Raw genomic sequence first — 14,168 nt, forward strand, 5'->3', positions numbered from 1 at the left:
GCAGGGTTAGCGCGGCTTTTTAATGCAGGCGAAAATGGCATTGCCAGAGTGGCCATTCCAAGGGACTAATTTGTCATAGTCATGCTCAAAAATGTGCACTTCAAAATAGGGTGCCAACAGTTGCTGCATACGCGTAAAGTTTACTGCCACCATGGGGTGTTGGTCTTGCCAAGATTGAGTATGGCTGCCATCACGCTTATCTATGCTCAAGTTAAGCGCTTGCTTGTCACCTTCACCGCTGTAATACCAACCAGATTGAAACTCAAAATATTGGTTATCCTTCACTAGGCTATGACTCACCTGCAAACGGTTGTCTATGCTGTCTTTATCGACACTGTTAAAGCAAAACATACCGCCAACCGCCAATGCCGCGTGAATACTGGCAAGGCAAGTGTTGAGCTTAGCTATGCCATCATTGTAATGAATCGAATACAAAAAACAGCTGATTAAATCCACTGGGGTTGCTAGGCTGAATTCACTCATGTCACCTTGGCTAAAGTGCGCCTCGGGGCAGCGACTCTGAGCAATGTCTAGCATTGGCTGGTTGATGTCTAAGCCACTGCATTGGTAGCCCAAATCGATGAAATGACGCACATGGGGACCCGTGCCGCAGGCTAAGTCCAAATATTGGTTATTGCCATTACCAAAGATCTGATGCAGGCGTTTTACATAGGCGCTTTGGGCTTGGTAATCGATATCGGCGCACATCAAGTCGTAGTAACAAGACAGGTCAGTGTAGAGCGCGTTGACATGAGAAACCGTGAGATCTGGATCATTGGCAGGCACGGCTAAAGCCGTGGCATCTAGTGCTAAGGCATCGAGAGAGAAAGCATCTAAAGGTGTGGCGACTAATGACATAACGACCTAATAAAAAAATAGCTGAGATTTTGACCGGCGCGGAGTATATAGCGAGTCAGCTCTGATGCCTAATTAAGTTTTCAGCATCGAAAAAAAAAGCCAGACCAAGTTGACCTTGAGTCTGGCTGTTACTTTAGTTCGCGAGCTAACCAGAGTGTTAGCTACAAGCGGCTATTTGCACTTCATCCTTTTGCAGCGCTGCTTGCTCGCCAAGGTAAGTCAATATCCCAAGTGCAGCGTCGCGGCCTTCGGCAATGGCGGTCACTACAAGATCAGAGCCCCGCACCATATCGCCGCCGGCAAACACTTTAGGGTTAGTGGTTTGAAAGGCAATATCATCTTGTTTGCAGGCTTTGACTAGACCCCATTCGTTGGTGTCTATGCCAAAATCCTTAAACCAAGGAGCAGGGCTTGCTTGAAAACCAAAGGCGATAATAATGGCATCGGCTTTAAGGATTTTCTCACTGCCAGGAATAATCTCGGCGCTTTGGCGACCACTGGTGTCAGTAGCGCCCATTTGGGTTTCAACGCATTCAATGCCCACAACCACAGCGTTCTTAGTGTGGATCGCCACAGGCTGTTGGTTAAATAAGAATTCAACTCCTTCCTCTTTGGCGTTTTGCACTTCACGGCGAGAACCTGGCATATTGGCTTCATCGCGGCGGTAGACGCAGCTGACCTTTGCCGCCCCTTGCCGCACTGCGGTGCGCACGCAATCCATGGCGGTATCACCACCGCCCAGCACCACCACATTCTTGCCCGCAAGATCTATGTAAGGCGTATCGGCGCATTGGCTGCCCATCAGCTGATGAGTGTTGCCGATAAGGTAGGGCAGGGCTTGAATAACGCCTTTGGCATCTTCATTGGCAAGCCTTGCTTTCATGGCAGTGTAAGTGCCCATACCAAGAAAAACTGCATCGTATTCATCAAGCAGGCTTTGAAAGCTTACGTCTTTGCCGACCGTGGTATTAAGCTTAAATTCGATGCCCATGCCTTCAAGCACAGTGCGGCGGGTGGCCAGTACGGATTTATCCAGCTTAAAGGAGGGAATACCGTAAGTGAGCAAGCCGCCAATTTGTGGGTACTTGTCATAAACCACAGCTTTGACGCCATTGCGGGCTAAGACATCGGCGCAGCCAAGGCCTGCAGGCCCCGCACCGATAATCGCCACTCGCTCAGTCCTGCCCTTCGGAGCATGGCTTAAGTCTGGGCGCCAACCTTGGGCGAGAGCGGCATCTGTGATGTATTTTTCGATATTGCCTATGGTGACGGCGCCAAATTCATCATTCAGAGTACAAGCACCTTCACACAATCTGTCTTGAGGACAAACTCGGCCACAAATTTCTGGCAAGGTATTGGTTTCGTGCATCAAGGTGGCCGCTTCCATTACCCGGCCTTCCTCGGCAAGCTTGAGCCAGTTAGGAATGTAATTGTGCAGCGGGCATTTCCACTCACAATAAGGATTGCCGCAATCGAGGCAGCGATCCGCTTGTGCTTTTACCTCTGGGGCTGAAAACTCTTGGTAAATCTCAATAAACTGGGTTTTACGCAGTGGCGTATCATGCTTTTTAGGGTCGTGGCGACCCACTTGGATAAATTGAAAATCATTACTCATGCTATTACCCCACTTTCACGGCAAGTTCGGGACTTTTTTGCTCTATGTTGAGCAAGTCGTTCACGGCAATATTCTTGGGCTTGATAAGCACAAAGCAATCTAACCAGTTATTGAAATCGCTTAAAATCATTTTGGCGTGCTCACTGCCAGTTTCGCTGACATGGCTCTCGATTAAGCGTTTCAGGTGTTGCTGCATAATGGGCGAGTCGAGCTTGTGGGTATCCACTAATTCTGTGTTGACGCGGCGATTAAAGCGGCCAAATTGGTCGAACACATAGGCAAAGCCGCCCGTCATACCTGCGCCAAAGTTAACCCCAGTTTTACCTAGCACTAACACTATGCCGCCTGTCATGTATTCACAGCCGTTATCACCCACCCCTTCCACCACGGCAATGGCGCCTGAGTTTCGCACCGCAAAACGCTCGCCCGCTTGGCCTGCAGCATAAAGTTTGCCGCCAGTGGCACCATAGAGGCAAGTGTTACCAATAATGGCGCTGCGCTCACTTTGAAATGGGCTGCCAAGTGGTGGGTGAATGACAATCTTGCCGCCAGACATGCCTTTACCGACATAATCGTTGGCATCACCGCACAGGCTTAAATCAAGCCCCGGGCTATTCCATACCCCAAAACTTTGGCCCGCACTGCCAGTAAAGTTCAGAGCTATGGGCGCCAGCGCCCCTTTGGCACCGTGCATTTTGGCAATATGACCAGATAATGCTGCGCCCACTGAGCGGTCGGTATTGTTTATGCTGTACTGACCGCTAAAGGCGCTAGACTCATCCACGGCTTGGCGGCATTGTCCCAGCAAGGTTTGGTTCAGCTTACCTTTATCTTCTGGCGGATTGAGTTCTTGCCAGGTGAGCGCCGTACTGGTGGGCAATTTAGGCTTGAACAGAATAGGGCTAAGATCAAGGCCGCGCTGTTTATCGGTTTGACCTTCAAGCGCTACTAGCCAATCGCTGCGGCCCACTAGCTCGTCAAATTGACTCACCCCAAGCACAGACATCCACTCACGGACTTCTTGTGCCACAAACTCAAAATAGGTCATCACTCGCTCTGGTAAGCCGTGATAATGCTTATCGCGCAGGTTTTTGTCTTGGGTGGCAACGCCGGTGGCACAGTTGTTCAGATGACAAATACGCAGGTACTTACACCCGAGCGCTATCATGGGCACAGTGCCAAAACCGAAGCTCTCGGCCCCAAGCAGCGCAGCCTTGATAACATCTGTGCCGGTTTTTAGGCCGCCGTCGACTTGTAGGCGAATTTTATGCCTAAGGCCATTGGTGACTAAGGATTGATGCACCTCAGCAAGGCCAAGCTCCCAAGGAGAGCCTGCATACTTAACCGAGGTGATAGGGCTTGCCCCAGTACCGCCATCATAGCCCGAGATAGTTATCATATCCGCGTAGGCTTTAGCTACACCGGTGGCGATAGTGCCGACACCAGGTTCTGACACTAATTTAACTGAAATCAGTGCTTTAGGGTTTATTTGTTTTAAATCGAAAATCAGCTGGGCTAAATCTTCGATAGAATAAATATCGTGATGCGGCGGCGGTGAGATTAAAGTGACGCCAGGGCGTGCATGACGCAGAGCGGCAATCTCAACACTGACTTTGTGCCCAGGCAGTTGCCCGCCTTCGCCGGGTTTAGCCCCCTGGGCGACTTTAATTTGCAGTACTTCGGCATTGACTAAATAATTAGCCGTAACCCCAAAGCGGCCGGAGGCCACTTGCTTAATGGCGGAGTTGCGCTCGCTGTTGAAACGCTTGGCATCCTCACCGCCTTCACCAGAATTTGAGCGGCCGCCTAAACGGTTCATCGCAACCGCTAAGGCTTCGTGAGCTTCTGGGCTAAGGGCGCCAATACTCATGGCGGCGCTGTCAAAGCGTGAGTAGAGTTTATCGGCAGCTTCCACTTTGTTGATATCGATGGCGTTTTGCTGGGTCGTGATGCCAATTAAGTCTCTTAAGGTCGCGACGGGGCGGTTATCGACCAATTTAGCGAAGCTTTTGTACTTGGCGTAATCTTTATCTTTAAGGGAGGCTTGCAGTGTATTGACCACATCTGGATTAAAGCTGTGGTACTCGCCGCCTTCGACGTACTTTAACAACCCACCTTGGGGCAGCGGCAAGTGCGGCCGATTCGCACTGGTATGCAATAAGCGTTGGTCGGCTTCAATGCCCTCAAAACTGACCCCTTCAATACGGCTTATCACTCCATTAAAGCACAGCTTAATTACATCACTTGCAAGGCCGATGGCCTCAAATTGTTGGCTACAGCGGTAGGAGCCCACAGTGCTAATGCCCATTTTAGACATGATTTTACGCAAGCCTTTTTCGATGCCATAACGGTAGTTAAGCATCAAAATATCCGTGTCGGTGACGCCACGGGTACTAGCAAGGGCTGATATTGATTCATACACCAAGTAGGGGTAAATCGCAGTCGCGCCAAAACCTAACAGCACAGCAAAGTGGTGAGGGTCTCTTGCTGATGCGGTTTCAACTATGATGTTGGTATCGCAGCGAAGGCTTTGATCTACAAGCCGTTGCTGTATTGCACCCACGGCCATGGCTGCCGGTATGGTAAGGGTTTTCTCACCTATGGCTCTGTCTGACAGCACCAATAAGGTGGTGCCGCTGCGCGCCAAGCGCTCGGCTTGATCCACTATGGTGCGGATGGCTTGCTCTAGACCGATCTCTTGGCCGTAGTTAAGATCAACTCTATCGGCGCGGTAGTTTTTGCTGTCTAAATGCCATAACTGATCGATATCACTGAATAATAAAATCGGTGAGTTAAACATCACTCGATAGGCATTGCCTGTGGTTTCGTTAAACAGGTTTTGCTCACGGCCAACACAAGTGGCCAGTGACATGACATGTTTTTCCCGCAGCGGATCAATCGGTGGATTGGTCACTTGAGCAAATTTTTGCCTGAAATAATCGTACAGAGAGCGTGATTTTTTCGACAATACCGCCATAGGGGTATCATCACCCATGGAGCCAATGGCTTCTTCGCCTTGGCTTGCCAGCACCCAAATCACTTGTTCTAACTCTTCGCGAGTGAAGCCAAATTGCTGTTGGTATTTAAGCAAGGTTTTGGCAGAAAAATCACTGTTGCCTTTTTTGTTGGTGTCCACGTTTTCGGCGGGGATCAAGGTTTGGCTGTTTTTGGCCATCCACTCTTTGTAGGGGTGGCGGCGCTTTAAGTCATCATCGATTTCAAATGACTGGTACAGACGGCCATTTAAGGTGTCTAGCACTAACAATTCACCCGGACCGACGCGACCTTTTTCGATGACTTCATCGGCGGCGTAATCCCAAATGCCCACTTCTGAGGCCAAGGTCAAGATGCGGTCCTTGGTTATCACATAGCGCGATGGGCGCAGGCCGTTTCTGTCCACGGCGCAGGCGGCATGGCGGCCGTTGGTCATCACTATGCCCGCAGGGCCATCCCAAGGCTCCATGTGCATAGAGTTAAAGTCGTAGAAGGCTTTTAGCTCATCGTCCATCTCAGGATTGGACTGCCATGCTGGTGGAATAAGCAGGCGCATGGCGCGGTACAAATCCATGCCGCCACTTAATAACATTTCTAGCATGTTATCCAGTGATGATGAATCTGAGCCTGTTTCATTAACAAAAGGCGCCGCTTGTTGTAAGTCAGGCAGCAAAGGCGAGTTAAATTTATAGGCGCGGGCGCGGGCCCACTGACGGTTACCTGTGATGGTATTGATTTCACCATTGTGAGCTAAGAAGCGAAACGGCTGGGCTAAGGGCCACTTAGGTGAGGTGTTGGTTGAAAAACGCTGGTGGAACAAGCAAATGGCGCTTTTAAGGCGAATGTCAGCCAAGTCGGTATAAAACGATGGCAGATCAGCCGGCATCATCAGGCCTTTGTAAACGATGACTTGGCCAGAAAGGCTGGCGACATAGAAATCATCATCATTAACAATTTGCTGCTCTAAACGGCGGCGTGCCATATAAAGGCGGCGCTCTAAGTCTTTTTCACGCCAACCGGCAGGCGAGTTGATCAACACTTGGTAAATTTGCGGCAAGCTGTTGCGGCCAATCTCACCCAAGACAGAAGGGTCAATAGGGACTTTACGCCAGCCTGCAACGCTTAAGGTTTCACGCTGTAATTCTTTTTCTAATATTTGCTTAGCGTGTTCTGCAAGGGTTTCATCTTGGCTTAAAAACAGCATGCCAACCGCAAATTTACGGCTAAGGTGCCAATCATTCTCTGCAGCTATGGCTTCAAAAAAGGCACTGGGCATCTGCATCAATAGACCACAACCGTCTCCGGTACGGCCATCGGAGGCAATACCACCACGGTGCTTCATCCTGTCTAGGCCGTGGATCGCTGTACGTACTATTCTGTGGCTGGCTTCACCATCCATTTGCGCTATAAGCCCAAAGCCACAATTATCTCGCTCAAAACTGGGGTGATACAAACTCATACGGGGCTCCCTGATCTTTACTGGTTACGGCTCGGTAGATATGTGTGAGGGATATCCCATAGATATGCATCCGAATCAACCAAATTAGCCTGAGAATGAATAAAGGTCAAACCATAAAATCAGGGGGGATATGTGATTTAGGTATCATTTTGTTTAAAAACTTACAATCTTTACGTTAACGTAAGCTGATTAAGTGGCGCTATAAGCTTATGAATAAAAAGAATTTCAAATTTCAACCAATGACTCGGTTAACTTTAGCTTAACATTTTTGAGTTTGAACTCTATTATTTGTACACGTAAAATTCATTTAGTTGAGTCAATATTTCATTACCCATTATTAGTGACTAAGTATTCACTTTGGTTTTTGTTGCTATGAAGCCAATCGTCATAAACTTCAGTTTCATTTTTAACGACGATGGCTTTGTTTGTTGTGAAAGAAGATTGGTATGAAATGTATCCAGGGTTGCTGGTTTTATGAGCTCAAGTAAAGCTGGTGAAAGTGAATTGTTGCTCGAATGTTGTTTTTCGATTTAATTTGGCTTCAAGGGATTTCAAGAGTTGCATAGCCGAGTTTACTGGGTATTATGTTGCTAATTTTATTTTATCCTGAATCATTAGAGGTGCACAAATGACGGCGCAATTAGAAACAATATTGGATCTAAATACCCTTGATCAATACTGTAGTGCAATTGGTGCGGCGACGTTACTTAAAAGCGTGGTCTTGTTTGAGCAGTTGATGCCTGAATATGTAGGCAGTCTAGTGAAAGCAGGTGAGGCGAACGACAAAGACACCTTGTGTGCCGAAGCGCACAAATTTAAAGGTGCTGCAGGTTCGGTCGGATTAAAACGTATTCAGCAATTTGCCCAGCTATTACAGCACGGCGAAGAAGCTGGTTGGGATGCAGGTCACAAGACGTGGCTTTCGGCAATTGTCGAGCATGCCAGTGCAGATCTACAACAGCTTAAATCATTCCTTGAAGCTAAAGTGTAATTTCAGGGAACATCGCAGAACTTAATTTAAACACACTTGGTAATTCAAATGTATTTTTTGTAACCTTTTGAATTTTAAGGTGATACCCCATTAAGTCGGCTGTATAAAAAAGTTGTTAACGCCCTCATTGGTGATGCTATGAGGGCGTTTTTTTATTGCCTGAGCTACCGGTCTAGGAACTTGCTATCTGCCAATTGTTAATTCATTATATGAATTAGTTTATTAGACATCAATCGAAGACCTGAAACGACTATGAAAAGCCTTCCCAGCCTAAAGAATTTATATTATTTGGTGAACCTTCATCAAGAGCAGCATTTTAATCGTGCCGCTAAAGTCTGCTTTGTCAGTCAATCCACGCTATCTAGCGGTATTCAAAATCTTGAAGAGCAGTTGGGTTATCAGTTGATTGAGCGGGATCATAAGTCGTTTATGTTTACTGCCATAGGTGAAGAAGTTGTCGAGCGGGCGAGGGCGATTCTGACCGATGTGGATGATTTAGTCGAGCTGGTCAAAAACCAAGGTGAGCCGATGACCGGAGAAATCCGCCTAGGTTGCATTCCCACCATAGCGCCATTCCTGTTAAGCCCGGTCGTGAAGGGCTGCCAAAGTTTATACCCTAAGTTGACCTTGCTATTAAAAGAGGACACCACAGAGCGTTTGCTCGATGCCCTTGCAAAAGGAGAGCTAGATTTATTGATTTTAGCCTTGCCTGCCGATGTCAGTGGTTTTCACAGCATGAAGGTCGGTGTCGACCCTTTTAAAATGGTAGCTCATGAGAGTTTATCTAGTGTTATTCCCTTGCCCGTTGATTATAAAACCTTACCCGATGAGAGTATTTTTTTGCTGCAAAATGAGCATTGCATTACCGGCCATGCTATCAGCGCCTGCCAGTTGGCCGACACAACTAAGATAAACCCCTTCGCCGCCACCAGCTTGCATACCTTAGTGCAGATGGTGAACAGCAAGTTAGGCACTACTTTCTTGCCGCAGATGGCTATAGACGCAGGAATATTAAAAGATACCGAATTGACCGTCATGACGCCCCCTGGCGAAGCGCCCTATCGCGACATCGGCTTAGTGTGGCGCCAAACCAGCAGCAGATTAACCACCTTTAGAACCTTAGGCTTAATGCTAGAGAAACTGCTCACGCGGCCGTAGTGGTATTGGGTGTTATTAGGATATTTCACAAGTTTGGGTAGAAATGAGTCGGACTTAGCGCTGAACTTGCCTGAAAAAATCAGTTGCTGAAGGCTTGAAACCTGTCACTGAAATTTCTGTATACAGGCTCGCCATGGCATTCGCTCTACGACACGCAGCAAGTCCATCCGTGGATGCTCGAACATCCCGTCCATGGGATGGACGGTCTTCTCGCGAACACTCATGGTTCGCCTTTTCAGCATTTATGTAACTAGTTGACTTAAAAGACTACACTCAAAATTTAACAATGGGTGCCACCGTTAAATTCTCCACTTTGTTCTGGTCTAATTCCATCAAACTTCAATTTCGATTATAGTTTTCTGCCTTTTCAATGAGCTTAACCCCCTTATCCAAAAAATTTTTTATCAGCAAATTAAGGCAGCCTTTTAATCTGGAGGCTGGCATTGAAACGACTTTTGATGCGAGGTGTTCTTTAAGTTGACGGACAAACTCAAACTCATCTTGTAAGTATTCATGAATATTACTAATTGTGTATCTACTTTCGATAAACTGGCCGAACTCTATAATGTCTCTCAACGTCCAATGATCGAATGCTTGGCAGGCTTCTTTTGCATCAAACAGGTGTAAAAAGGGTTTCATATCATAATTCTGGGAAATTTCACTACTAGCTGTAGACCAGCAATCTAGAAATTGTTTTTTAAGCTCGCTCTGCTTAATATCAATAAATAACCTATCATTTGAGGGCTTAGCAAGACGATAAAGTGCGTCTACTTTGGGGTGCATATCCTGAAAAAACACAGAGTGATAGTGAAGCGGGGATTCTGGCTTAAGAGCTTTTGGGTCATCAAGCATATCTTTAGCTCTTTTATACTCATCGTTAACATTTCCTTGTATGTACTCATTTTCAACAAGAAAAAAGTAAGCATTAAGTACTCTAAACCAATCGTAAAAGTGCTTAGGTTCTACTGTGCTGTCAAACAGGAAATTTTTCGTTTCCTCCACAGCTGCATCAAATTGCTCATCAATTAGGTCATAAAAATTAAAAGATTTGATTCTATCAAGGAGTTTACCTTGTATTGGGAGGTTAAAATCTTTGGCTAGCTCTACTGGCATCGGAGTTATATTAAGGCAATAACTGATCAAGGCTGGTGTAACATCGTCTGTAGAAGCTGAAATACAGTGACGAATGTTTTTCAAACGTAAACAAGCCAACCTCTCCTCTGGACTCTCTACTGCATTTTTAGGTGTATCTTCTGAATCAAACACTTTGTCCCTGTCAGATGAATGCCTTGTTGACTCCTGACAAATCTCGTCAAAACTAGCTCCATACTCATAATGAGCATAAGTGATTGCAAACACTTGCTTTATAACATTTGAAAGTGCAACTTTTTTATCAACGTCATGAAGTATTTCTATCTGAGCTTTAATAGGCACAAATCGCTGCATGGCTCGAAGTACGATTCGATAATTAGATATTTTTAGTCTAGAAATAACTTCTTTAGCTGAAGCTGAAATTGCATCATCCAAATGCCTGCCATATTTTTCTCTAATAACATCAACAATTTCGTCTGGTGAAGAGGTTAGTATAACCTTATTGTTGAAGGTTTTTTCGAGAATAGACTTGTCTTCAATATGCTCCTCATTAGTTAAAACTAGCATGGCAACATTGATATTATTTTCGACCAGATTTAAACATTCACCCAGTACCTCTGAAGCGAGTGTTTTACTTGAGACTCGCTCCAAGTCATCGATGACGAAAGCACTATTACTTATCTTAGAGAGCAGTTTATGCTTAATTGGCTGAGCAAGAGAATTTGCAAGTGCTAGTGTAGCGCCTTTATCTCCGAATCCTTTTGCTACATTGCCAATAACATTTTTAATCATTGAAGAGTTGTTAATGGAGTGTTTGCTATTGAAGTAACTTAATGACACCAACTTATCTCTAAAGTCATCTAAACTAGACACCCCGTATAAAGAGATATAATGAGCTTGGTCATATTTATTCATCAACTCAGGCACTACTTTATTCTTCGCGAGATGTGTTTTACCACACCCCCACTTGCCACTTAAAAGCAGTATAGACGGAAAGCTATCATCATTTAGATTATCAATGATTTGTTGCGTCGTATTTTTAGACATATAGAAATAGCTCATTTAAAGATATTTAATAGCAGAGTACATCATCTTGCTTAAATGACGGTAGCCCCAAAAGCTCCAAAAAATGGGGCAAGCATAACTTCTAGACTATGCAAAACCCTTTCACATTAGCTTTTCTATAGCCAGAGCTTTATTCACCCTATTTAGCTTTTGAACTGCGAAACTCATATTTGGGCAAAAGTGCCAGCACTTAATCATCATGCATATATACAAACATGCTGATTTTTTATCTAAATGGCAACTCTGATGCTAATGAGAGGGTGTTGGACTAAATGGTTCGAGTCTATCTCTTGAATGAGGCAGCAGGCATGCTGCGCCCGAGCCCACAGGGACCCTTTTTACCGTTAAACTTTTTACAGTGAGAGGCGGCGTCACTCGGGAGGTTAAGATCACCTTGCTATTTATCTCTATATTTATCTCTATATTTATCCCTGAATTCCAAACGCACAATGGAGCCAAATCGTGTCAACACTTAATCATCCTGCACTTACCGAAATAGGCCGATTTTAAAACTAAACGATAACACTGTAGCGAATTGGAGGGGGGGCTTAATCTTTCTTAATTTTGGGAGCTAATCTTTAGCGCTTAGCGCGGCGGCAAAAACGTCGATGGGGTATTGTTTACCCTTGAGTTGAATTGGGCCTAAGGGGGTGATTTGGTATTTTTTGTACTTATTCTTAAGCTTGCAAGCCACATCGCCTGACAACAGTATGCGCTGTCCTAGTGGGTTACATTGATCTTGCAGCCTAGCTAAGGTGTTGACCACATCGCTGAAATAGCTGATTTCTTGTTTATGCACGCCGACGACTGCTGCGACCACTTGTCCGCCATGTATTGCGGCTTTGAATTTAGGCACAAAACCGTATTTTTTTTCAAAGTATGCCCGCTGCCAATTAAGCTGTTCGCAGAATTCAAAATAAATATTCAAGCAGCGCTCACGCTTTAAGCCTTCTTTAAGTGGCCAGTGAATTAATACTGCATCACCCATATAACGGTAAATCTCTGCATCGTTCTTGTTGACGGTTTCTGCTAGTAGACTAAAGCTGTCTTGGATCAAACGACTAAATTTAACATCGCCCAAGGTCTCCGCATGGGCCGTAGATGACACCATGTCGATGAATAAAAATAATCTTTCTTCATATCTAGGCCTATGGTATTTGCCTAGGCCAATATTGACTAAGACTCTGGGCCCAACCAATAAGGCCACTTGTTCGATAAATGCCAATCCGACACGGACTATCACTAAGTAGACCACCACAGCTTGAAAAGAGGTGTTCTTGATGATTTCACTATTTAGCATATTTCTTAGGGTGACCATTTGATGCTCAGTAGCCCACATGTCTAAAAATTGAGTCATTAACGCCAATGTTAGCGCCCCGAGGAATAAAAAGGCACCTTTAAACACTACAGAAAATAGATAAGGTAAACGGCTAATGTTACTGATGTCGGCGAGTAAGTTGGAAATCCAGTGCAAGCTACCAAACACAGTACCGAGGAAGATGGCGAGGGTGACTAAGTCAGCGTTGCTTTTGGCCCAAAGGGGCAATTCTGGCAGTTGGCTGTAGCGAAAAAAAACAAAAGATGCCATGGCAAGGCACCAAGCAAAAATGGCAAAAAGTAAGCTTTTTATCTGACGGCTGGCTTTCACTTTTGATTTGCTATCCAAGTTGATGTGTTTAAAAGAGGCTGTAGTGTATAGAAAAGCGCTTCACTGTGTTACCGCTAAATGTGATCTAAATCAACTTAAGCTCAAGTTTTTAAACCTAAAGACTGATTAATCTTGAGTAGAGGCCAGTGGCTAACTAAAAGCTTGGGTCAAAATTCCTTGAGTGAAGGCAATTTTAAGATAAAACCCTCTCGGGTTAGATAATCCCATGGTGCCATCGACGGCTATGCTCTGAGTCAGTGCTTGGCTATTGGCTGCCTTTGGTCTTAGTTGTAACACTTCTCCGTGGCGCGCTGTGATGCTGTCGACTTTACCTAGAGCAATAAGCTCCATAATTTCTTCCCAGTCTTGCTTTAGTAGTGCTTGCTGCTCTGTGCTTGGTTGCCAAAGTACTGGAGTGCCAATACGCCGCTGGGCAATGGGGATGCTACGATGCCCTTCAACAGGGATCCACAGTACTTGCTGCAATTTATGGCACACCAAACTTGTCTCCCAAGTATGGCCTTGGATATTTGATAGCGGCGCGACACAAACATAAGTTGTTTCAAGGGGTTTGCCGCTTGGCGCTATGGGAATGGTTTTAAGCTCTACCCCAAGGTGAAGAAAATCTTGCTCAGGTTTGGAACCTGCCATGGCGCCTAGTTCAGTTTCGATAAGTTGCCCGACCCAACCTTTGTCACGCTTTAAGTTTTCAGGTACGCGAAGGTTCAGCTCTTGGGCGATATCACCTAAGGTGACTCCGGCCATATTATGGGCGCGTGCCATGAGTTCTTGAAGGTTTTTAGGTTCTTGAGGGAGTATCAATGTCGCGCCTATCTTTGGTCTTGAGTTAGCCAGTAGAATTTTACCTTAAATTATCCACTAAACCTATTAGATGCAAAGTGAGTGAAAAATGTACTGCGATTTGGTTGGGATAGATATTTTAAAAAGCTAACAGGTTAACTGATTGAATTATAGTTATTTTAATTGGTTTGGTTTAGTTTATCTCAATCTTGTCCCAAGTTACTCTCCTTTTGCCCTTATATTTCACACATAGTTATCCACAGTTTAGATGGACAACTTTATAATACCGGCTCCCTAACCGATGAAAACCACCAAGTCAACGAAGAAATTAACGAATAAATAGTTATTTCTATAATAAAGGACTTGTTATTTGTGTATAACTTATCTGATCAGATAGTCATTTACTAACAGATTTAGGTGCGCACAAAAAGTAATCAATTTTGTTTTTATATGATATCTAATCGAGTGTGTTTTTATTATTTCATTG

At 45.2% G+C, this 14,168-nt stretch carries 8 protein-coding genes; 2 read left to right on the forward strand and 6 right to left on the reverse strand.

The window, feature by feature from the left end:
- Nucleotides 1-6: 6 nt before the first annotated feature.
- The 3 genes from H5073_RS10705 to gltB all read right to left on the reverse strand — a co-directional run bounded on the left by H5073_RS10705 (nucleotide 7) and on the right by gltB (nucleotide 6,926).
- Complete coding sequence (locus H5073_RS10705; RefSeq protein ID WP_220488037.1) at nucleotides 7-858, reverse strand: class I SAM-dependent methyltransferase; 852 nt, start codon at nucleotides 856-858, stop codon at nucleotides 7-9.
- Between the two features lie 157 nt (nucleotides 859-1,015).
- Nucleotides 1,016-2,473, reverse strand: coding sequence for an FAD-dependent oxidoreductase (locus tag H5073_RS10710; RefSeq protein WP_182679575.1), 1,458 nt, complete (start codon nucleotides 2,471-2,473; stop codon nucleotides 1,016-1,018).
- 4 nt (nucleotides 2,474-2,477) lie between these two features.
- Complete coding sequence (gltB, locus tag H5073_RS10715) at nucleotides 2,478-6,926, reverse strand: glutamate synthase large subunit (RefSeq protein ID WP_182679576.1); 4,449 nt, start codon at nucleotides 6,924-6,926, stop codon at nucleotides 2,478-2,480.
- A gap of 628 nt (nucleotides 6,927-7,554) precedes the next feature.
- Here gltB and H5073_RS10720 point away from each other — a divergent pair.
- Together H5073_RS10720 and oxyR are read left to right on the forward strand one after the other, a co-directional pair.
- Nucleotides 7,555-7,917: an Hpt domain-containing protein gene (locus H5073_RS10720; RefSeq protein ID WP_182679577.1), complete on the forward strand. Its 363-nt coding sequence runs from the start codon at nucleotides 7,555-7,557 to the stop codon at nucleotides 7,915-7,917.
- Nucleotides 7,918-8,169: 252 nt separating this feature from the next.
- Nucleotides 8,170-9,075: a hydrogen peroxide-inducible genes transcriptional activator OxyR gene (gene oxyR, locus H5073_RS10725; RefSeq protein WP_182679578.1), complete on the forward strand. Its 906-nt coding sequence runs from the start codon at nucleotides 8,170-8,172 to the stop codon at nucleotides 9,073-9,075.
- Between the two features lie 339 nt (nucleotides 9,076-9,414).
- On the opposite strand, the gene H5073_RS10730 is transcribed toward oxyR, so the two are convergent.
- The 3 genes from H5073_RS10730 to mutH form a co-directional block, all read right to left on the reverse strand.
- Nucleotides 9,415-11,214, reverse strand: coding sequence for a P-loop NTPase fold protein (locus H5073_RS10730; protein ID WP_182679579.1), 1,800 nt, complete (start codon nucleotides 11,212-11,214; stop codon nucleotides 9,415-9,417).
- Nucleotides 11,215-11,803: 589 nt separating this feature from the next.
- Complete coding sequence (locus H5073_RS10735; RefSeq protein ID WP_404948392.1) at nucleotides 11,804-12,880, reverse strand: adenylate/guanylate cyclase domain-containing protein; 1,077 nt, start codon at nucleotides 12,878-12,880, stop codon at nucleotides 11,804-11,806.
- Nucleotides 12,881-13,030: 150 nt separating this feature from the next.
- Entirely contained in the window at nucleotides 13,031-13,702 is a 672-nt protein-coding gene (gene mutH, locus H5073_RS10740; protein WP_259394878.1) for a DNA mismatch repair endonuclease MutH, read from the reverse strand.
- Nucleotides 13,703-14,168: the final 466 nt, after the last annotated feature.

This window comes from Shewanella sp. SR44-3, assembly GCF_014163735.1.
GTDB lineage: Bacteria > Pseudomonadota > Gammaproteobacteria > Enterobacterales > Shewanellaceae > Shewanella.